Genomic DNA, 19,645 nt, shown 5'->3' on the forward strand with positions numbered 1-19,645 from the left:
CGGGGGCCGCGGGGGCGGGGGGGCCTCCGGGGGGGCGGGCGCCGGGGGGGGGCGTGTGGTTCGGGGCGGCGGGGGGGGGGGCGGCGCGCGGCCCCCCCCCCCCCCCCCCCCCCACGACCTGCTCGTAGACGGAGTCGAGGGGGATCTGGAAGGTCTGCCCCGGGACGAGGAGGGCCGTGGGGGCGGTCGGGTCGGGGAAGCGGGCCGCGAGGCGCCGCAGCACACCGCGGGTGGAGGCGGCCGGGTCGTCGGGTTCGAGCACGGACTCCAGCATCTGCACGTCGGCCGAGTCGGCGAGCTGGGGCACGAGGAAGCGGACGGCCTCCTCGGCCGTCTGCCGGAGGTCCAGGGTCGTGCCGATCCGGGCCCCGGCCTCGGCGAGCAGCGCGAACCGGTGGCGGGCTCGCTCGACCTCGATGTGCGCCTCCTGGCTCTCCGTGATGTCGACCAGGGAGGCGATGAGCCCGAGCGGCCGCGTGCCGGCGCGGTCGACGAGCGGGGCGTACGAGCAGGACCAGATGTGGTCGCGGTCGGGGTCGGCGGGGGTGCGGCCGACCCTCCGGGCGTCCACCACGGCCGTACCGCTGTGCAGGACCTGGCGCATGAGCGCTTCGAGCGAGTCGGCGTTGACTCCGGGCACGACCTCGGTGAGCAGGTGGCCCACGTGCCGCGCGGCCGACACCCCGTTCATCCGGGCCAGGGCGTCGTTGACGCGCAGGAAGCGCAGATCGGGGCCGAGCAGCGCGAGCCCGATGGGCGACTGGGTGAAGAGGCTCTCCATGGCCGCCAGGTTCTCCCGCATCCGCAGGACCTCGGAGGTCTCCACGGCGATGAGCATCGCCCCCGGGCGCCCCTGCGGGTCGGCGGCCGGGACGATCCACATCTCCATGGCGATCGTGTGCCCGTCGCGGTGGCGGACGGGCAGGGTGCCGACCATGGTCTCGCCCGCCTGGACGCGGTCGGTGAGCCGGCCGGCGAGCTCGCGGTTCGCGTCGGGGACGAGCAGCGGGGTGGCGAGCCTGCCGATGACGTGTTCGGGCCGGTGGCCGAGGAGGTCCTGCGCGGCGAGCGACCACTCGACGATGCGCCCCTCGGCGTCCTCCCGCCAGAGGGCGATCGGCAGCAGCTCGCGGAGCACGCCCGCATCACCGACGGCCGCCCGGGGCGGCTGCGGAACCCTGCTCGACGACTGATCAGTCTCCAACGCCTCGACCTACGCATCGGCCTGGCCCCAGGGGGCGCAATCCCTACCGATTCACCCTAGCCGAGGAGCTGACGGCGGGCGCTGCGCAGTGCGGCCGATCGGTACGGACCCGGGGCCCACCCGTACCGACCGGGGCCGCGCGGTGCGGCCCATCCGTACGCACCCGAGCCCCATCCGTACGCACCCGGGCCTCATCCGTACCGACCGGCGCTGCACCGTCCGGCCCGTCGACACCGACCCGGGCCCCGCCCGTACCGACGGGGGCGCCCGCGACGGTTCCGTAGTTCTACGGATGTGCGGGGCGGGACCGGGGTGCGAGAGTCGGTCCGACCTCTGCGCACGGGCCTCCCGCCCCGTCCTTCCCCGCCTCTCCCCGGAGCAGCCCCGCATGAGCAGCCGCTCGCCCGACGACCTCCTCCCCGGCGTGCCCCGGTACGGCTCCGGGGGCCGCGCCGCCGAGGGACCGGGCGACCCGCACGAGCTGCTCCACCGGGCCCGGCGGCTCACCGCCGACGGACACCCCTCGGCCGGCGGCGCCTGGGAACGGGCCTCGACCGCCCTGCGGCGCGCGGGCCACACCCTCGCACCCGGCGACCACGCGGACGCCCTGGACGCGACCGCGCTCGACTGCCGGGGCCGGGCCCGGCCCGCCGCGGGGCCGCTCTTCGCCCGCGCCGCGGGCCTGCACGAACGGGCCGGCCGGCGCGGCAAGGCGCTCGTCTCGCGGGCGCGGGCCCTGCTCAGCGAGCCGGAGCCGGGAGCGACGGTCTGCGCCGGGCTCGCGGACCTCGGCGAGCGGGCGACGGCCCTGCACACCAGCGGGCAGGCCACCGCCGCCGAGACCGCCACGGTGCTCCTGCTGCGCTGCCGGGCCCGCGCGGACCTGCTCGACACCGGCCCGGACCCGGCCGCGGAGGCCGCCGACCTGCGCCGGGACCTCGCCCGGCTGATCGCCTTCGCCTCGCCGCACCGGAGCGACCCCGCCGTCCTCGGCGCGCTCGCCGAGGCCCGGGCGCTGCTCGGCCGCGTGACCGTGCCCGACGACCCGGCCGCCGCCCTCGCCGAGCTGCGGGCCGCGGTGGCGGACCACCGCGCCGGCGGCCGGCCGTGGCAGGCCGCCGAGAGCGAACTGCTCCTCGCCGGGGCGCTCCGCGCCACCGGCGCCCCTCAGGAGGCGGCCGCGGTCCTCCGGGCCGCCACGCCGCCGCGCGGTGCCGACCGGGCACGGCACTGCCTCGCGCTCGCGCGCACCCTCGCCCTCTCCGGCGGCGAGCCCGACGAGGGCGCGGAGACCGCGCTGCTGGCGGAGGCCGTACGGGAGGCCGACGCGGTCACGGGGGACAGCAGGCTGAGCACCCTCGCGCGCCTCGCGCTCGGCATCGCACGGGCGGAGCGGGGTCGTTGGCGTGAGGCCTCCGCCGTGCTGGAGGAGGCCCTGTCCGGGCTCGCCGAGGACGGCGACGACGACGAGACGGCACGGGTACGGGCCAGGTCCTGGCTCGCCTACTGCGCGCTGTGCCTCGGCGAACCCTGCCGGGCCGCGGGGGACTTCGCCCACGCCGCGGCGGAGGTCCGGCGGTGGGAGGACCGGCGCCACGGCGCGGCCCTGAGCCACCTCACCGCGTACGCCCTCTGCGCCGCCGGGGCTCCGGAGAAGGCGGCCCGCGCCTACGAACGGGCGGCCGACCTGTGGCGGTCGGCCGGCGACCACGCCGCCGCCGCGCACTCCCTGCACGCCCGGGCCCGGCGCGTGCGCGAGGTGTGGGGCGCGGACGCCGCCGACGTGGTCGAGGAGGAGGCCCTGAGGGAGGCCGCGCGCGGGCTGCCGGGCTGCGGCGGCGGAGAACCGGCCGATGCACGGGCCTCCTTGCGGGGCCTCCCCGAGCCGTACGGGCCGCCCGGGCGCTATCAGGTGGACGCGTACGGCGAGGTGGGCGGGGCCGGGACCGGGCGGCGCCCCGAGGAGCAGGGTGTGACGCGGGTGCGGGGGTGCGGGTGAGCAGGGTGATCGACGGCCGTTTCGCACTCGTGGAGCGGCTGGGCGGCGGCGGGATGGGAACGGTGTGGCGCGCCCGCGACCTGGCGCTCCACCGTGACGTGGCCGTCAAGGAGGTGCGTCCGCCGGACCCCGCGATGGCCGAGTACGACGTCGAGGGCGCCCGGACCCTGCGGGCGCGCGTGCTGCGCGAGGCGCGCGCCCTGGCCAGGATCGACCACCCCAACGTGGTGACGATCCATCACATCGTGGACGCGGGTGAGGGAACGTACCCGTGGCTGGTGATGGAGCTGGTCACCGGCGGCTCCCTCCAGGACCGGCTGGAACGGGGCACGCTGACCCCGGCCGAGGCCGCCGTGCTCGGCCGGGAGCTGCTGTCCGCGCTGCGCGCCGCGCACGAGCGGGACATCGAGCACCGGGACGTGAAGCCCGCCAACGTCCTGCTGCGGCCGGACGGCCGGCCGGTGCTCACCGACTTCGGCATCGCGGCGATCCGCGAGTCGACCGTCCTGACGGCCTCGGGTTCCATCATCGGCTCGCCCGACTACATGGCTCCCGAACGGATCCGGGGCGGCTCCGGCGGCCCCGCCGCCGACTTCTGGTCCCTGGCCATGCTGCTGTACGTGGCGGTGGAGGGCCACCATCCGCTGCGCCGGGCGAACACCCTGGCCACCCTCGCCGCCGTCCTCTCCGACGACGTGCCCCCGCCGCGCCGGGCCGGTGCGCTGGCCGGCGTCCTCACCCGGCTGCTCGTACGGGATCCGGCGGCCCGTCCCGACGCGGACGCGCTCGACCGCGCCCTCGCGGACGCGGTGCGGGAGACCCCTGCGGCGAGGACCCCACCCTCCGAGGAGCCCCCGTCCTCCGAAGCGCCGGTCGGCGAGGAGGGGGCCGCCCCCGGCGGTCCGGTCGCCACCGCGCCGGTGGCGGGCGGTCCGGTGCCCGTCGCCGGAGGGCGGCGGCGGGGGCGCGTCGGCCGGTTCCTGGGGTCGGCCGCGGTGGTCGTGCTCGCCTTCGGGATCCCCGTGGCCGCGATGGCCTGGGAATGGCGGCCTGCCGACCCGGGGAGCGGGCCGAGCGGCGCTCCGCCCTCGCAGCAGGGTCCCTCCGCTCGGCGGCCGGCGTCCTCGGCGCCCGCGAAGGGGACGGCGTCGCAGCCGCCCGACCTGTTCACGGCCCCGGGGGTCCGGACCGCCGTGGCGGCCGTGAAGGCGGCCTCGGGCGGGGCGAAGGTGACGGGTTTCGTCGTGTACCGGGACTACGCGGTGGCCGAATCGCTGGTCAAGGGCAGTACGAAGCGGTACGACCGGTACGTGTACCGGGGCGGTGACGTGGCCGTCCGGGAGGGTCCGGGCGGCACCGCCTTCCCCGGCGCCGTCCCGGCCGACCTGGACTCCTTCGCGTGGGACGCGCTGCCGGCGCTCATGAAGCGCGCCGACAAGGAGCTGGGCGTCGACGAGCCGACGAGCCGCTACCTCGTCCTCACCCCGGGGTCGACGCTCGTCGGGAACGAGGCGGGGCTGACCGTCTACCTGTCCGACACGTACGGGGTGGCCTATCTGAAGGCCGACGCCAAGGGCCGGGTGACCGCCACCTATCCCCGCGAGGACTGACCGCCCGCCGCCCCGCCCCGGACGACCAGCGAGGCCAGGCCCGCCCGGGTCTCCACCCCCGTCTTGCGGTAGACCCGGGCGACATGGCTCTCGACGGTGCGGGGGCTCAGACCGAGCCGGTCGGCCATCGCCTGGTTGGTGAGGCCCTCGGCCACCAGGGCCGATATCTCCCGCTCGCGCGGGGTGAGGACGTCCAGGAGTCCGCCCGCGCCGTCGCCGCGGGGCGGTGCGGGCCGGGTCCGGTCGGCCAGGTCCACCAGCATGCGGGCGCCCGCTTCGGCGGCCAGCCGACGGCCCCTGCGCCACGCGGCGGCGGCCTGCGGGCCGTCGCCCGAGGCCTGGAGCTGCGGGGCGGCGAGCAGGAGGCTGTGCGCCTCGCGCAGGACCGCCCCCGAGCCGGCGCCGCGCCGTGCCGCCGCCGTGAACTCCTCTGCGGCCGCGGACGGTTCACCCCGTTGGGCGAGGACCCGGCCCCGGGCGCGGTGGGCCGCACCGTGCTGCAGGGGCAGCCCGAGCGCGTCCGCCTCGGCCCGGGCGAGGCGGGCGGTGCGCGCGGCCTCCGGGAGGTCCCCCGCGGCGAGGGCCGCGCCGGAGAGGACTTCGAGGTAGCCGGGGCGCAGGGAGGGCTGGAGCCGGGAGAGGTCCCGGTCGCCCCCGGCCCGCACGAGCACCTCCCGGACCAGGTGCGGGTCCCGGTCGGGCGGGACGGTGTGGGCGAGCATGCAGCGGGCCTGGGTGGCCCACCAGCCCTCGGCGGTCCCGACGGTCGCCGCGGCCTCCGACGCGGCGGCGGGCGCTTCGGGGTCGCCGAGGGGACGGGCGTGCAGGAGCACGGTGGCCCGCATCGCCCCGCTGAAGCCGATGAGTTCGGCGCCGCCCAGGGTGCGGGCCACCGCGAGGGACTCCTCGGCCCGGTCGAGCGCGGTGGCGACCCTGCCGGTCAGGAGGTGGACGTACGCCGAGCAGAGCAGGAGCTGCGAGAGGGCGAAGGGACGTCCCGCGCGGCGGGCCAGGGCGATGCCCCGGGCGGTGTGCCGCTCGGCCGCGCCGTACCGCTCCAGGAAGGCCTCGCTCCAGCCGAGGCGCACCAACGACTCGGCGTGTTCGGCCAGTCGGCCGTCGGTGAGGGCGTCCGTGAGGGCGGCGGCTTCGGTGACGTGGACGCGGGCGGCCTCGGTCCCGCCCTCGTACGCCTCGCCGAGGGCGGCCAGGGTGAGCACCTCGGCCGTGCCGGTGTCGTCGTGGCGACGGCGGGCCGCGTCCAGGCTCTCGGCGACGGTGGCCCGGACCTGGGGGTAGCGGGCGGCGAACAGGGCGCGGCAGCCCCACTCGACGACGAGCCGGGTCCTCAGGTCCGGCCGGGGGCCGGGGCTCCGCTCCAGCTCGCGGCGGAGCAGGGCGTCGGCCTCGGGGTAGCGGCCGAGGTGGCGCTCGGTGAACGCGCAGAGCAGCACGGCGGAGGTCCGCGGTTCCGCGTCCCCGGGTCCGTCCGACTCGCCGTGGCCGCCGTCGATGAGGTGGTGGAGGAGGTCGCGGCTCTCCGCGACGCGCCCCGCGGCGCCCAGGGCACGGGCCCGCCGGAGCGTCAGCTCGCGCCGGGCGGCGCGGTGCTCGGCGGCGGCCGGCAGCAGGTCGAGCACGGCACCGAGCCATTCGGCGGCGCGGGCGGGGTCGGCGGCGCCGATCCGCTCGGCGGCCTCGGTCAGCTCGGCCGCGGTGACCGGGTCCCAGACGGCCGTGGCCCGGACGAGGTGTGGGGCGCGCTCGGTCACGGACGCCCCGGCCGCGGCGAGCGCCCCGGCCGCCCGCAGGTGGAGCTCCCGGCGCCGCCAGGGGTCGAGCGCGCTGAGGACCAGCTCGGGCAGGGCGGGATGCCGCAGCACGAGGCCGCGCCCGTCCGGCCCGCACCGGACGAGGTCCCGGCGCACGAGCTCCCGCAGGGTGGTCCCCATGTCCTCCGGAACGGCCTGCGGGGGCGCCGCGAGGCACGCCCGTGGGCCGGCCACCGCGCACGGCGCGCCGGACACGGCAGTCGCGCACCGGTCGCCGGACGCCGGGTGCGGGGGCTCGTCGGGCGCCGCCTCGGGGTCCGGGTGCGGGCCCTCGGGCGCGGGGCGCGCGGCCGCCTCCCCCGGTGCCGGCCGGTCGTCCGGGTCCGGCGTGTCCCCTCGCGCGGGGCTCCGGCCGGGCCGGGTGAGCGTCGTGAGCAGTGCGGTGGTCGCGCTGTCGCCGAGGACCGCCAGCGCCTCAACGGCCGACCTCTGCGCCGGTGCGAGCGGGGCGAGTTCGGCCAGGAGGGCGGCCACGGATCCGGGGTGGGGCGCCTCGGCCCCGCGCGTGCGGGTGTGCGCGAGCGCGCGGTAGTAGAGCGGATAGCCGCGGCTCGCGGCGTGGATCTCCCGCGCCAGCGCGGGTGGCAGCCCGGCGCCGAGGCCCGCGGCGCAGTCCTCGGGCGTCAGGGGGGCGAGCGCCAGCCGCGCGAGGGACCCCGTGTCCTCGGCGCGCGCGAGGGCGGAGGCCAGGGCGGGCGGGGTCTGGCGCTCGCGCCGGGCGAGGACCAGCAGGACGGGCGCCCTCGGCGGATGCCGGAGGAGGTGGTCGACGAGCGCGACGGAGGCGGGGTCCGCGGCGTGGAGGTCGTCGAGCAGGAGCACGAGCCCGGGTGCGGCGACCCGTGTCAGGGCGGCCGCGATCCGCCGCACCTCTCCGGAGGTCTCGACGAGCTCCGCGAGTTCGGCCAGGTCGGGGGCGGCGGCGCGGTCGTGGTGGTCCAGGTCGGCCAAGGCGTCCAGGAAGGGCTGGAAGGGCGGGGCGGGCTCGGGGACCGTTCCCGCGCGGCCGTGCGCGACCGTCGGACCGCTCCGCCCGGCCCGGAGCGCGAACTCGGTCAGCAGACGGGTCTTGCCGATGCCGGGCTCGCCCGTGACGTCCACGGCCGCCGGGCCCGTGCCGCCGGTCCGGGCGCGCAGCAGGGCGTCGAGCCGGTCGAGCTCCCGGTCGCGTCCGGCGAGGGGCGCGCGGTCGACGCGCCCCCGGTCCGCGAAAGTGTCCACGTACGGTCCCCCTGTCCTGCCGGTGCCCCGTTCTCAGTTGTACGGCACGCCACCGACAGCGGTCAGCCGGTGGCGAGGTCCTTGAAGGCGCGGGTCTGCTCCGTGATGGCCCGCTCCGTGGGCAGGCGTTCGATCGAGGACGCTCCGAAGAAGCCGACGACGCCGCTGGTGTGCTCCAGGACGTAGCGGGCGTCCTCGGGCTCGGCGATGGGTCCGCCGTGGCAGAGGACGAGGACGTCCGGGTTCACCCGCTTGGCCGCGTCGTGCATCTCCTGCACGGCGGCGGCCGCCTGGTCGAGCGTCATGGCCGTACCGGCGCCGATGGCGCCCTTGGTGGTGAGCCCGACGTGCGGCACGAGGACGTCGGCGCCGGCCGCGGCCATGTCGGCGGCCTGCCCGGGGTCGAAGACGTACGGGGCGGTGAGCAGGTCGCGCTCGTGGGCGGCGCGGACCATGTCGACCTCGAGGCCGTAGCCCATGCCGGTCTCCTCCAGGTTGACCCGGAAGGTGCCGTCGTACAGGCCGACGGTGGGGAAGTTCTGCACTCCGGCGAAGCCCATGGCCTTGAGCTCGTCGAGGAAGAGGTCCATCCGGCGGAACGGGTCGGTGCCGCAGACGCCGGCCAGGACGGGGGTGTCGCGGACGACGGGCAGCACCTCGCGGGCCATGTCCTGGACGATCGCGTTGGCGTCGCCGTACGGCAGGAGTCCGGCGAGCGAGCCGCGCCCGGCCATCCGGTAGCGGCCGGAGTTGTAGATGATCAGCAGGTCGACGCCGCCGCCCTCGGCGCACTTGGCGGAAAGGCCGGTTCCCGCGCCCGCGCCGACGATCGGGCGGCCCGCGGCGACCTGGGCGCGCAGCCGGCCGAGCACGTCCTGGCGGCTGATGGTGGTCCGGGTGTTCACGGTGGTCTCCTCGGTGTCCGGGGGGGCGGTGGCGCGGGCGTTCTCGGTGGGTCGGTGTCTCGGCGGCCGGGCCTCGCGGCGCGGGCGTTCTCGGTGGCTCGGCGGTCGGTGTCTCAGGGGTCGGACCGGGGCGGCGCGGGCGTTCTCGGTGGCTCAGCGGTCGGCGGCACGGGCGTTCTCGGTGATCAGCCGGTGGAGGCGGTCGGCCATGGCGACCGCGAAGGAGGGGTCGTTGACGTGGGAGTCGAGCTCGTGGACGCGGACCTCGCCGCCCCGGACGGCGGCGCGCAGCGCGTCGAGCCCGGCGCGGTCCGCCTCGGGGTCGGCGAAGGGCCCGTCCGGCACGGACACGGCCGAGACGCCGCGCAGGGGCCAGAAGACCTCGGCGGGGCCCCGGGCCGCGCGGAGCTTGCGGCCCATTCCGGTGCCGAGCGCGGCCATCTCTCCCGCGGTGGTGCGCATCAGGGTGACCGTCTCGTTGTGGACGAGGAGCCGGCGGCCGGCGAAGCGCTCGGGGACGGTCGCGGCGGGGCCGAAGTTGACCATGTCGAGCGCGCCGGGCGCGACGACCTGCGGGATGCCGACCGCCCCCGCGGCGGTGAGCCGGGACGGTCCGGCGCTGAGCACGCCGCCGACGAGCTCGTCGGCGAGTTCGGTCGTGGTCAGGTCGAGGACGCCGTCGAGCATGCCGTCCCTGGCGAGCTTCTCGACGGCCCGGCCACCGGCGCCCGTGGCGTGGAAGACGAGGACCTCGTAGCCGAGTTCGGCGAGCCGGGCGCGGGCCGTGTCGACGGCCGGAGTGGTCACCCCGAACATGGTGGCCGCGACGACCGGCCGTCCCCGGCCCGCGGGCTCGTCGTGGTTGCGCTCGTGGCGGCGGGCCATTCCGGCGGCGGCCGCGGCGGCGTTGCCGAGGACCTGGCGGGAGACGGCGTTGAGCCCGGAGATGTCGACGACGCTGTACATCAGGGTGAGGTCGCTGCTGTCGACGTACGGGGAGACGTCACCGCCCGCCATGGTGCTGACGAGCACCTTGGGGACGCCGATGGGCAGGGCCCGCATGGCCTGGGCGGCGATCGCGGAGCCTCCGCTGCCGGCCGCGGCGAGCACGGCGTGCAGCTTTCCCTTGCGGTAGAGGTCGACGACGATCCGGGTGAGGCCCTGTGCCATGGCCGTGACGGCCGCCCCGCGGTCCCCGGCGGCCCGGAGCCGCGCCAGGTCGTGTCCCGCGGCCCGCGCGACGACATCGGCGGGGACGTCGGCCACCGGTCCCTGGGCGGACGGCGGCATGATCCCGGTGTCGACGAGGAGGACGTCGCTGCCGTACTCCCTGAGCCGCTCGCGCAGCCAGGCGTACTCCTCCCCCTTGGTGTCCAGTGTGCCGACCAGCACGACGGTCGCCATGCCCTCACCCTTCTCCCGGTCCGATCCCCGTGTCCCGGTCCCGTGCCCCGGTCCCGCCGTGTCGATCCTCCGTCGGGTGACCTGCGGGGACAACGACCAGTCGGGGCGGATTGGCCTGCGCCGCGGAGAGGGTGGAGCCGGTGCCGTGGAGCAAGATGGGTGCCATGGCCAGGATTGCTTCGACCCGTTTGTCCCGACTCCTCACCGGCTGGTCGTCGGAGGGGCCGGGGCCGCTGCCGCGCCGGCTCGCGGACGCGCTGCGGGAGCTGGCCGAGCGGGGGGACGTCGCCGGTGGCAGCGTGCTGCCCTCGCAGCGCGAACTGGCGCTCGTCCTCGGGGTGAGCCGGTCCACCGTGACGGCCGCGTACGGGCTCCTGGAGAGCGAGGGGTGGGTGGAGAGCGTGCGGGGCAGCGGTTCCCGGCTGCGCGGGTCGGGTGCGCTCGACCGGTACGTCGCGGAGGGGCGGCTCGTGAGCTTCAACGCACGGTCGGGCGGCTCCGGCACCGCCGATCTGTCGAGCGGGGCGCTGCCGGGGCTGGGCGCGGTCGCCGAGGCCGTCGGGGCGCTGACCCACGGCGACCTGGGCGACCTGCTGGGGGACGACGGCTACCACCCGTACGGGATCGCCGCGTTGCGGGAGGGCATCGCCGCGTACTACCGGGCGGCGGGGGTGGCGACGGAGGCGGAGCAGATCCTGGTGACCTCGGGCTCGCAGCAGGCGGTGTGGCTGGTGGCACAGGCGCTCGTCGAACCCGGCGACACGGTGGTGGTGGAGAACCCCACGTACCGGGGAGCCCTGGAGGCGCTGCGCGCGCGGGGCGCGCGCGTCGTCCCGGTCGGCGGGGACGGGGCGGACGGGGCCGGGGCCGGTCCCGCGGAGCTGCGGCGGCTGTGTGCGCACGCGCGGCCCCGGCTCGTGTACCTCCAGCCGACGGTCCACAACCCGACCGGGCGCACGCTCGACGGCGCCGCGCGGCGGGAGTGGCGGCGGGTCCTGGCGGACCGGGAGCTGTTCGCGGTCGAGGACACGGCCTGCGCCGAACTCGCCCTGGGCGACGGGGAGGGTGACGACGCCACCGCCCCGGTTCCGCTCGTGGCCGGTCTCCCGATGGCGTCGACGGTGACCGTCGGCACGCTCTCCAAGCTGTTCTGGGGCGGACTGCGGGTGGGGTGGGTGCGGTCCTCGCCGCAGGTGGTGGCCCGGCTCGCGAAGATCAAGACCTCGGTGGACCTGTCCTGTTCGGTCGTGGACCAGCTCGTCGCGGTCCGGCTGCTCGACCGGCTGCCCGAGGCCCGTGTCCGGCGCAGGGCCGGGCTTCGCCGGCAGCGGGACGCGGCGGAGGCGCTGGTGCGCGGGGCGGCCCCGCACTGGGAGTGGACGCGGCCGGCGGGAGGCCCGGCGCTGTGGGTGCGGATCCCGGGCGCCGACACGGAGGCCCTCGCCCAGCTGGCGCGGCGGCACGGGGTCTCGGTCGTGCCGGGGGCGGCGTTCTCGCCGGTGGACGGTTTCCGGGACCGGCTCAGGCTGCCGTACGCCCATGGCACGGAGGCGCTGGCCGCCGCGCTCCCGACGCTCCTGGAGTGCGCGGACCGCGCGGCGGGCTGAGGCAGGGGTCGCCGGGACCACGCACCGGGCGAGGTACGGACGGGCCGGAGCTCAGGGGTGCATCCGGGCTCCCTTCAGTACCTTGTCGACGGCGTTTCGCGGCCCGTACACGGCGAGGCCCACCAGATCGAGCTGCCCGGTGCCGACGGCGCGTACGGCGGCGCGGTTGTCGCGGTCGTTGCCGGTGCTGAAGAGGTCGCCCGTGAACACCGCGCGGGGCAGTCCGCGGGAGAGGGCCCTGCCGTGGGCGGCGGTCAGGGTCTCCTTCGTCCCCTCGAAGACCAGGACGGGCTGGCGGAACATCGGCAGGTACGGGGTGTCGTCGGCGTCGGCGTACGGTGCGCCGATCACCTCGGGGAGCTCCGAGCCGAGGCCGCTGACCAGGAACGCCGTCACGTTCAGCCGCTGCCAGGTCTCCAGGTCCTCGCGCAGCAGCACGGCGATCCTGGTGTCGAATCGTACGGGGGCGTGGTCGTTCGTCGTCATGCCACGAGACTGCCGCCGGCCCGGTCGTACGGTCTTGTACATTTCTTGCATGGTGGCCCGTACGGAGACCCGGCAGGAGGTCTCGGCGTGGCGCCCGCGTGTGCCGGGTGTCGTGGAGGTCTTCCACGCGCGGTTCACCGAGCACGCGTATCCGATGCACGTGCACGACGTGTGGACGCTGCTCATCGTCGACGACGGCGCGGTCCGGTACGACCTCGACCGGCACGAGCGCGGAACGCCCGGCGACACGGTGTCCCTGCTCCCGCCGCAGGTCCCGCACAACGGCTCGCCCGCGACCTCCGGCGGCTTCCGGAAGCGGGTCCTCTACCTGGATCTGACGCAGCTGGACGAGAGCCTCATCGGCCCGGCGGTGGACGCGCCCGACCTGGTCGACCCGCTGCTGCGGCGGCGCGTCGGACAGCTGCACTCCGCGCTCGCGGAGCCCGGGGACGAACTGGAGGCGCAGAGCCGCCTCGCCCTCATCGGGGACCGGCTGCGCGGCCATCTGCGGCCCCGGCTCGTCCCGCCCGTGCGCGGGGCCGCCCCCGGTGTGGCGCGTTCCCTGCGGGAGCTGCTGGACGCGCGCCTCGTCGAGGGCGTGACCCTGGACGAGGCCGCCCTGCTGCTCCACGCCCACCCGGCGCATCTCGTACGGGCGTTCAGCGGCGCCTTCGGCATCGCACCGCACCAGTACCTGACGGCCCGGCGGATCGACCGGGCCCGGAGGCTGCTGCTCGACGGGCGGCCGCCGGGCGACGTGGCGGCCGCGACCGGCTTCTACGACCAGTCGCATCTGAACCGTTCGTTCAAGCGGATCGTGGGCACCACCCCCGGGCGCTTCGCATCCGCGCGCGGCGAGCCGCGACCGCCGGCATGATCCGGCCTGACATGGAGCGGCTTTCCTCGCATACGACCGAATTCTGCCCATGGGCGCTCAAACGGCTCAGATGACGCACTGGTAGTCATCTGATCCGGTCCACGTGATTCCCGCGCCCGGCCGCACGCCCTGTCGAAGCCGATCTTCCGCCCGCACCCTGATCGGCGTGACGAGCGAACGGGGAGCGGGTGACCGGGTGGCCGGACCCGAGGGCGTGGGCGGCGACGTGGACGTGTGCGTGGTCGGGGCGGGGCCGGCCGGCCTGACGCTCGCGATCGGCCTGCGCCGTCTCGGGCTGCGGGTACGGATCGTCGACAAGGCGCAGGGTGCCGGGCACGGGGCCCGCGTCCTGGTGCTCTGGGCGCGGGCCCGCGAGGCGCTCGACGCCCTGGGGGTCGGCGAGCTCCTCCGGCGCCACGGCGTGGAGCCGGACACGGTCACGATCCACGCGCGCGACCGGTTCCTCGGTGAACTCACCACCGGCTGGGCGCTGTCCGCCCACGCCCGCCCCCTGGCCGTCGCGCGGCACGACGTCGAACGCCTCCTCCGCGAGGAGCTGGCCCGGCTCGGCACCCGCGTCGAGTGGAACGCCGAGGTGACCGGCGTCGAGGTCCACGCGGACCGGGCCGCGTTCACCCTGCGCCACGCGGACGGCCGGGTCGAGTCCGCCGCCGCTCCGTGGATCGTCGGCTGCGAGGGGGCCTCCAGCGTGGTCAGGGACCGGCTCGGCATCCCCTTCGAGGTCCATCGCCGCACCGGCCTCCGGGTCGCCCAGGGCGACGTCCGCCCCACCGGGCCGCTCGGCGAACGGCCCGGCCGCGGGCACCTCTTCCTGAGCCCGCACCGTTCGCTGCTCGTCCTCCCGCTGCCCGGCGGCGGCTTCCGCTTCTTCTGCTTCCGCGACGGCCCCGGCCCGTCCCGGGCCACCGCGCACACCGGGGCCGGACTGCGCGACCTGGCCGCGGACGTCCTCCACGCGCCGGGGCTCCGCCTCGTCGCGACGAAGGCGCCCGGACGGGACCGGGACCGCTTCGGCGACGGGGTCGCCGCCCGGCTCCGGCACGGCCGCGGACTGCTCGCCGGGGACGCGGCGCACACCTGGGCCCCGGTCGGCGGCCACGGCGTGAACGTCGGCATCCTCGGCGCCCACAACCTGGCCTGGAAGCTCGCCGCCGTGCACCGGGGGCAGGCGCACGAGGGGCTCCTGGACACGTACAGCGACGAGCAGCGGCGGATGGCGGTCCGGTACGTCCGCGCGATGCGGTTCGACTTCATGGAGCTGCCGCTGCCCCCGCTGGGGCATCGGGCGTTCACCGCCGCGCTCCCCCGCCGCGGCCTCCGGCGCCGCCTCGACCTGCGCCGCGACCACCGGGGCGGGGCGCTGTCCTGGCACCTCGCCGCCCCGCACCGCCGCAGCGGGCCCCGGGCGGGCGACCGCATGCCCGACGTCAGGGTCGCCGTCGGCGGCCCCGTCGCCCGGCGGATGCACACCCTGCTGTCGTACGGGCGGTGGACGCTGGTCCTGCACGCGGCGCGGGCCGAGCCCGCGGTGGTCGACGCCCTGCGGCAGGAGTGCGCCCGGTTCCCGGCACCGGTGCGGATCCTGTCCGTGACGCCCCGGGACGGCGTCGAGGCCGCCCGGCTCGGCCACCCCGGCCACCTGTGTCTGGTGCGGCCCGACGGGTACGTGGGTCTCGTCGCGCCGCTCGCCCGCCCCGCCCTGCTCCGCGCCTACCTGGCGGCGCTCGGCCCCGCCGGCCAGGGAACCGCCCGCGGTCCCCGGCGGATCCCCCCGCGCCGTGCGCGGTGAGCGACACTGCCCCCACCGTCCCGGGAACCTCTCGCACCCCGGGCGCGTTATACCCCCCAAGGGTATACAGAGGAGGGGTCCCATGATCACCAGAAGGCTGCCCGCGCTCACTCCCGAGCAGGCACCCGGCCGCGCCGGCGAGCTGCTCACCGACCTCGTCGAACGGCACGGCTCCGTCGGCGAGATGGTGTCCACGATGGCCCACTCGCCGGCCCTGCTCGACGGCTATCTCGGCCTCTCGCGCGCCATGAAGCGGGTGCGGATCCCGCGGGCCCTGAGCGAGAAGCTGTCGCTCGCCGTCCAGGAGTGGATCGGCTGCGGCACCTGCCGCGAGGCGCACCGCGAGGCCGGCCGGGCGGCGGGACTGACCGCGACCGACATCGAGCTCGCCCGACAGGGCACCTCGACCGACCCGGGGGGGGGGGGCCCCCCCCGCCCCCCCCCGGGGGGGGCGCCCCCCCCCCCCCCCCCCCCCGGCCCCCCCCCCCCCCCCGCCCCCCCGCTGCGGGTCCTCGCCGAACCGGGCTCGCTCTCGGACGAGGACGTGGCGGAGGTGCGGGCGCACGGCTGGAGCGACCGGGTGATCGCCGAGGTGGTCGGCGTGGTCACCCTCAACCTGCTCACCGGCGCGTTCAACCTCCTCGCGGGCATCCAGCCGGAGCACGAGGAGTGAGGAGGGGCGTGCGGGCCTACCCCGCGGTCGGCGCCGTGAACGTCACGTCCGCCGCAGTGACCGTGGTCTCCGCGTCGCTCCCGAGGGCGTACGCGGCGACGCGGGAGACCGTCGCGGCCGGTACGGCCTCTCCGATGCCCGGCACCGCCGGGATGTCCTGGGTGGCGTGGGCGTCGCGCGGGACGACGACCCGGTAGCCGAGCGCCAGGGCCGTACGCGCCGTCGCCTGCACGCACATCTCCGACATGACGCCGCAGACGGCGACGGCCCGCACGCCGGCCCCGGTGAGCACCTCGCCCAGCGCGGTGTCCTCGAAGCCGTCGTCGTGGGGCTTGCGGATCACGACCTCGGCGGGGCCGGGCTCCACGGCGTGGTGCAGCTCCCAGCCCGGCGTGTGCGGCTCGTCCTCGGCTCCGGGCGGTCCGTCGTTCTGCAGGTGCGCGATCAACGCCCCGTCGCGCCGGGCCCGTTGGATCAGGTCGCTCGTGCGGTCGACGAGCCGGCCGGCGGCGGGCACGGCTCCCTCACCGGTGACGAAGGCCGACTGTACGTCGACGACGATCAGGGCATCCACGGGCACTGCGCGCTCGGTCATCCGGTCATCATCACGCCCACCGGCCGCGCGCGCCACGGGGTTTCGGCCGCTCCGGGGCGGACGGAAACCCCCGGGCGCGCGTCCGCGACCCGCGGCTAGCCTCATGGTCCGGAGATCAGGGGGAGGATCCGCATGACCGAGTCGTCGACGTCCGCGTGGTGGGAGCTGCTGCCGGACGGCATCCGGAGTCAGGTCGACGGGTACGTCCTCCAGGACGCCCGGCTCCAGGCGGTGAGGATCGTCTGGCAGACCTGCCGGAGCCGCGGTCTGGGGCTCCACGACGCGGAGCGGGTCGTCCACGACCGGTACCTCCACCACGGCGACCGGATCGCGCGCACCCCTCCGAGCCCCCTGGACACGGAGTCGCTGGCGGCGCGGGCCTCGGGCTGTCCGGGGCGCGTGGTCGCGGTCGAGGCGATCTGGGACGGCGACACCGTGCACGACTGGTTCGTGCTCCTCCTCGCGCTCACGGACGATCCCGCCGGCGAGCACGAGCTCGCCGTGATCCACCGGGAGACCGCGGTGGCACATCTGGGCGAGGCCCGGGCCCGGGGGCTGCTCCACCCGGCGGCCGCGGCCGCCGGATCGGCCGGCCGGGCCCTGGCCCGACACCTCGCGGTGCCCTTCCACTTCGGGAGCCCGGACACACCGGACGACGGGGCGCCGCGATGGCGCCCGTGAGCCGCACGCGCACGCGTATTCGTTTGCCGGGGCGCGTCCGCTCCGATAGGAATCCCGCATGCTGCGAGGTACCACGATCGGGCTCAGGGCCCGCCACGAGGAAGACATCCCGCTCCTGCGGACCGAGCTCCACGACGACGTGGTCAACGGCTCTCGGTCCGGGGCCGCGGCGTGGCGGCCGATCACGCCCGGCGCGAGGGACCCCCGGCTCGTGGTGGACGACACCAACGAGCGGAACGTCCCCTTCTCCGTCGTGGAGTTGGAGGGCGGCACGCTGATCGGCAGCGCGAACCTGTGGGGCATCGACAACCACAGCCGGAACGCGCACATCGGCCTGGGGCTCTTCCCCTCGGCCCGCGGCAAGGGCTACGGCACGGACGTGGTCGCCGTGCTCTGCCACTACGGCTTCGCCGTGCGCGGCCTCCAGCGGCTGCAGATCGAGACGCTGGCGGACAACGCCGCGATGCTGCGCTCCGCCGAGCGCAACGGCTTCGTCCGCGAGGGCGTGCTGCGCTCCTCCGCCTGGGTCCTGGGCGAGTTCCTGGACGAGGTGCTGCTCGGCCTCCTCGCCGACGAGTGGAAGTCCGGCCGCTCCTAGGGGGTGTCGCCCGCCCGGACCGCGCGGGCGAGGAGCCACCGGCCCGAGAGGCCCGTGCCCAGGAGTCCGGCGACGAGGGTGACGAGGGCGGCCCCGGGGCCCGAGGTCCAGTCGACCGCGGAGGCACGGGCGGCGAGGACCGCGGCGAGGGCGAGGGCCACCGCCGGTACGGCCCCGAGGGCGGGGCGGATCCGGGCCAGGTCGTCCTCCGCCAGGGAGCCGAGGACGCCGACGCCGAGCGCGAGCGCCCACACGCCGAGGCCCTGGGCGTCGGCGCGGTTCACCGTCCAGGGGAGCAGCGCTCCCCAGAAGGCGGGGAAGAACAGCAGGCCGGCGCCGATGCCGAGCCATCCCGAGCCGAGCACGGCGAGCGGCGGCTTCGACCAGGCGGGGAGCGGTGCGACCGGACGCCGCCGTGCCGCTCCCGGGCCGACGGGCCGCCTGCGGTACTGCGCCGCGAGGCAGCCGACCGCGGCGAGGGCGAGGACGCCGAGGACGGCGACCCAGCCGAGGCTGAAGAGGGCGAGGAACAGCGGGCCGCCGCGTGCGGCCTGGAGGCTTCCGGCGTTCAGCAGGGTCACCGTGAACAGGCCGACGAGGACGATCGCGAGCGGCAGCGCCAGGCTCCTCGCCTCCTCCCAGACGCGGGCCCGGCCGATCGTGAACAGCGCGGGCGCCACGCCCGCCATGGCCGCCCCGACGAGGCCGGGGCTCAGCGCCTCGGGCGACACCCAGGCGCCCGCCGCGTGCCCCGTCAGGCCCGCCACGGCGAGCAGGGTGCCGACCGTGGCGCTGATGCCGCCGACGGCACCGCTCAGGACCACGACCGCGGGCGAGAGCGCCCGTCCCTCGGGGCCTTCCGCGCGGGTGGCCGCCTCCTGCCCGCTCGCGCTCATCCCCTGGCTCCTTCCGCGGGGGTGCCCACGGCGGCCGGAGCGTTCGCCGGGCTCGTGGGAAGATCGGCGAACTCCTGCTGCCGTCTGAGGACTTCACGCGCGTACAGGATCCGCAGGCTCACCACCGTGACGGCCGCGTACGCGAGCATGCCGCAGCCGATGCCGACGCCCGCGACGAGGGCCGTGAGCCGGTCGAGGCCCAGAGTCCGTTCGAGTACGGGCACGGTCACCGCGGAGAAGGCGGGGGCCAGGCAGAGCGCGGCGAGGTGCAGCGACCACTCCTCGCGCGCCCAGTCCGCGCCCCGGGCGCCGGCGCGCGCCGCCCGGACGGCGATGACGGCGTACGTCACGGCGTACGGGACGAGGTACGCGAGGAGCAGCCGCCGCCCGGCGGTCCCCTCGTCGAGGAACGCCGCCGTGATCCACACCAGGCCCGCGGCGCCCGCGAGATGGGCCGCGATCCGCACCGGCGGGGGGCACCAGGTGCCGGTCACGCCGGGGACGGTGGCCCGCCGGTCCAGGGCGCGGGAGGCGAGGAGGGCGCCGAAGGAGACGAGCGCGCCGAGGTGCATGATCGCGACCCGGTTGATGTCCGCGAGGCCGAGCCCGGGATAGAACGAGGGCAGGAGGCCCCATTCGATCCGGAGCAGCGGGGCGGTCATCAGGAAGCCGTAGCAGAGCAGCATCCAGCGCTGGTGGAGGTCGGGGAGGCCCCGGAGGGCCGCGAGGACGCCGAAGGTCACGCTGCCGACGGTGCCGGCCAGGATGGTGGCGAGGACGATCCAGAAGGCGGCCCCGCTGAACGCCTCCGCCGGCGGGGTGCGCACCAGGTAGAGCGCGGCGCCCGCCATCGACGCGTACACGGTGACCGCGAAGACGGTCCCGGCGATCCGGTGCAGCGGGACGCGGCGCCGGACGGCGGAGAGCAGCTGCACGGGTCCCAGCAGCATGAGGAGGCCGCCCAGGACCGAGTGCGCGAGCAGGGGGACGAGGCTGCGGCCGTACGGTCCCATCCGGTCGCGCACGGCCTCGGCCACGAACTCCGGGGAGACGGAGCGGCCGAGGAGCCACTCGCCGAGCGCGGGCGCTCCCGGCCGGGCGTACGGCAAGATCCCGGTCATGGCGATCGGCGCGTACGCCAGGCAGACCACGGTCACCGCGACGGCGGCCGCCCTCCCCCACCGCGCTCGCGTGCCGGTCGGACGCCCCATGGCGGTTCCCCCTTCCTCCATAGTCCTGTCTGGACT

The 19,645-nt window shown here is 76.8% G+C and carries 16 protein-coding genes; 8 read left to right on the top strand and 8 right to left on the bottom strand.

What is annotated here, in order from left to right; all coding sequences use genetic code 11:
- A partial coding sequence (locus ACFV2S_RS15090; protein ID WP_385558094.1) for a PAS domain-containing protein occupies window positions 1-1,204 on the bottom strand: 1,204 nt, incomplete at its 3' end.
- Window positions 1,205-1,592: 388 nt separating this feature from the next.
- On the opposite strand from ACFV2S_RS15090, the gene ACFV2S_RS15095 reads away from it, so the two are divergent.
- Together ACFV2S_RS15095 and ACFV2S_RS15100 are read left to right on the top strand one after the other, a co-directional pair.
- Window positions 1,593-3,203 (top strand): hypothetical protein, encoded by a 1,611-nt coding sequence (locus ACFV2S_RS15095; protein ID WP_385558097.1) that lies wholly within the window; start codon window positions 1,593-1,595, stop codon window positions 3,201-3,203.
- On the top strand, window positions 3,200-4,813 hold the full coding sequence (locus tag ACFV2S_RS15100; RefSeq protein WP_385558099.1) for a protein kinase: 1,614 nt from the start codon (window positions 3,200-3,202) through the stop codon (window positions 4,811-4,813). Before ACFV2S_RS15095 ends, ACFV2S_RS15100 begins: the two co-directional genes overlap by 4 nt.
- On the opposite strand, the gene ACFV2S_RS15105 is transcribed toward ACFV2S_RS15100, so the two are convergent.
- From ACFV2S_RS15105 to ACFV2S_RS15115, 3 genes are all read right to left on the bottom strand, one after another.
- A complete protein-coding gene (locus tag ACFV2S_RS15105; protein ID WP_385558102.1) occupies window positions 4,795-7,866 on the bottom strand; it encodes an AAA family ATPase in 3,072 nt (1,023 codons plus the stop codon). The genes ACFV2S_RS15100 and ACFV2S_RS15105 overlap by 19 nt on opposite strands.
- Window positions 7,867-7,928: 62 nt before the next feature.
- Window positions 7,929-8,771 carry a phosphoenolpyruvate hydrolase family protein gene (locus tag ACFV2S_RS15110; RefSeq protein ID WP_385558105.1) on the bottom strand — a complete coding sequence of 281 codons (843 nt, stop codon included), beginning with the start codon at window positions 8,769-8,771 and terminating at the stop codon, window positions 7,929-7,931.
- Between the two features lie 153 nt (window positions 8,772-8,924).
- Complete coding sequence (locus ACFV2S_RS15115; RefSeq protein ID WP_385558108.1) at window positions 8,925-10,175, bottom strand: Tm-1-like ATP-binding domain-containing protein; 1,251 nt, start codon at window positions 10,173-10,175, stop codon at window positions 8,925-8,927.
- Window positions 10,176-10,339: 164 nt separating this feature from the next.
- Between ACFV2S_RS15115 and ACFV2S_RS15120 the strand changes: the two genes are divergently transcribed.
- Window positions 10,340-11,782, top strand: a complete 1,443-nt coding sequence (locus tag ACFV2S_RS15120) for a PLP-dependent aminotransferase family protein (RefSeq protein WP_385558110.1) — start codon at window positions 10,340-10,342, stop codon at window positions 11,780-11,782.
- A 51-nt stretch (window positions 11,783-11,833) separates the two neighbouring features.
- Here ACFV2S_RS15120 and ACFV2S_RS15125 read toward each other — a convergent pair whose 3' ends face one another.
- On the bottom strand, window positions 11,834-12,319 hold the full coding sequence (locus ACFV2S_RS15125; protein WP_385558113.1) for a DUF2000 family protein: 486 nt from the start codon (window positions 12,317-12,319) through the stop codon (window positions 11,834-11,836).
- Here ACFV2S_RS15125 and ACFV2S_RS15130 point away from each other — a divergent pair.
- From ACFV2S_RS15130 to ACFV2S_RS15140, 3 genes are all read left to right on the top strand, one after another.
- Window positions 12,318-13,145 (top strand): AraC family transcriptional regulator, encoded by an 828-nt coding sequence (locus ACFV2S_RS15130; protein WP_385558115.1) that lies wholly within the window; start codon window positions 12,318-12,320, stop codon window positions 13,143-13,145. The two genes, ACFV2S_RS15125 and ACFV2S_RS15130, sit on opposite strands and share 2 nt — an antisense overlap.
- Window positions 13,146-13,311: 166 nt before the next feature.
- Window positions 13,312-14,955, top strand: coding sequence for an FAD-dependent monooxygenase (locus ACFV2S_RS15135; protein ID WP_385558118.1), 1,644 nt, complete (start codon window positions 13,312-13,314; stop codon window positions 14,953-14,955).
- Window positions 14,956-15,037: 82 nt separating this feature from the next.
- Window positions 15,038-15,628: a carboxymuconolactone decarboxylase family protein gene (locus tag ACFV2S_RS15140; protein ID WP_385558121.1), complete on the top strand. Its 591-nt coding sequence runs from the start codon at window positions 15,038-15,040 to the stop codon at window positions 15,626-15,628.
- 16 nt (window positions 15,629-15,644) lie between these two features.
- Here the strand turns inward: ACFV2S_RS15140 and ACFV2S_RS15145 are convergent, their stop codons facing one another.
- Window positions 15,645-16,223: an isochorismatase family protein gene (locus ACFV2S_RS15145; RefSeq protein WP_385558124.1), complete on the bottom strand. Its 579-nt coding sequence runs from the start codon at window positions 16,221-16,223 to the stop codon at window positions 15,645-15,647.
- A gap of 132 nt (window positions 16,224-16,355) precedes the next feature.
- On the opposite strand from ACFV2S_RS15145, the gene ACFV2S_RS15150 reads away from it, so the two are divergent.
- Window positions 16,356-16,904, top strand: a complete 549-nt coding sequence (locus ACFV2S_RS15150) for a hypothetical protein (protein ID WP_385558126.1) — start codon at window positions 16,356-16,358, stop codon at window positions 16,902-16,904.
- 58 nt (window positions 16,905-16,962) lie between these two features.
- The gene (locus ACFV2S_RS15155; RefSeq protein WP_385558128.1) at window positions 16,963-17,502 is read left to right on the top strand and encodes a GNAT family N-acetyltransferase; all 540 of its coding nucleotides are present in this window, start codon (window positions 16,963-16,965) and stop codon (window positions 17,500-17,502) included.
- Here ACFV2S_RS15155 and ACFV2S_RS15160 read toward each other — a convergent pair.
- The gene (locus ACFV2S_RS15160) at window positions 17,499-18,398 is read right to left on the bottom strand and encodes a hypothetical protein (RefSeq protein WP_385558131.1); all 900 of its coding nucleotides are present in this window, start codon (window positions 18,396-18,398) and stop codon (window positions 17,499-17,501) included. The two genes, ACFV2S_RS15155 and ACFV2S_RS15160, sit on opposite strands and share 4 nt — an antisense overlap.
- Window positions 18,395-19,609: a DUF2306 domain-containing protein gene (locus ACFV2S_RS15165; RefSeq protein ID WP_385558134.1), complete on the bottom strand. Its 1,215-nt coding sequence runs from the start codon at window positions 19,607-19,609 to the stop codon at window positions 18,395-18,397. The genes ACFV2S_RS15160 and ACFV2S_RS15165 overlap by 4 nt, the downstream gene beginning before the upstream one ends.
- Window positions 19,610-19,645: the final 36 nt, after the last annotated feature.

Source organism: Streptomyces sp. NPDC059695 (genome assembly GCF_042733785.1).
In the GTDB taxonomy this organism is placed as follows: domain Bacteria; phylum Actinomycetota; class Actinomycetes; order Streptomycetales; family Streptomycetaceae; genus Streptomyces.

Coding starts and splice junctions, on each gene's coding strand:
- ACFV2S_RS15125 (WP_385558113.1), bottom strand. CDS start 12,319: ATGCAAGAAATGTACAAGACCGTACGACCGGGCCGGCGGCAGTCTCGT.
- ACFV2S_RS15120 (WP_385558110.1), top strand. CDS start 10,340: ATGGCCAGGATTGCTTCGACCCGTTTGTCCCGACTCCTCACCGGCTGG.
- ACFV2S_RS15095 (WP_385558097.1), top strand. CDS start 1,593: ATGAGCAGCCGCTCGCCCGACGACCTCCTCCCCGGCGTGCCCCGGTAC.
- ACFV2S_RS15165 (WP_385558134.1), bottom strand. CDS start 19,609: ATGGGGCGTCCGACCGGCACGCGAGCGCGGTGGGGGAGGGCGGCCGCC.
- ACFV2S_RS15130 (WP_385558115.1), top strand. CDS start 12,318: ATGGTGGCCCGTACGGAGACCCGGCAGGAGGTCTCGGCGTGGCGCCCG.
- ACFV2S_RS15155 (WP_385558128.1), top strand. CDS start 16,963: ATGCTGCGAGGTACCACGATCGGGCTCAGGGCCCGCCACGAGGAAGAC.
- ACFV2S_RS15150 (WP_385558126.1), top strand. CDS start 16,356: ATGACCGAGTCGTCGACGTCCGCGTGGTGGGAGCTGCTGCCGGACGGC.
- ACFV2S_RS15145 (WP_385558124.1), bottom strand. CDS start 16,223: ATGACCGAGCGCGCAGTGCCCGTGGATGCCCTGATCGTCGTCGACGTA.
- ACFV2S_RS15115 (WP_385558108.1), bottom strand. CDS start 10,175: ATGGCGACCGTCGTGCTGGTCGGCACACTGGACACCAAGGGGGAGGAG.
- ACFV2S_RS15160 (WP_385558131.1), bottom strand. CDS start 18,398: ATGAGCGCGAGCGGGCAGGAGGCGGCCACCCGCGCGGAAGGCCCCGAG.
- ACFV2S_RS15140 (WP_385558121.1), top strand. CDS start 15,038: ATGATCACCAGAAGGCTGCCCGCGCTCACTCCCGAGCAGGCACCCGGC.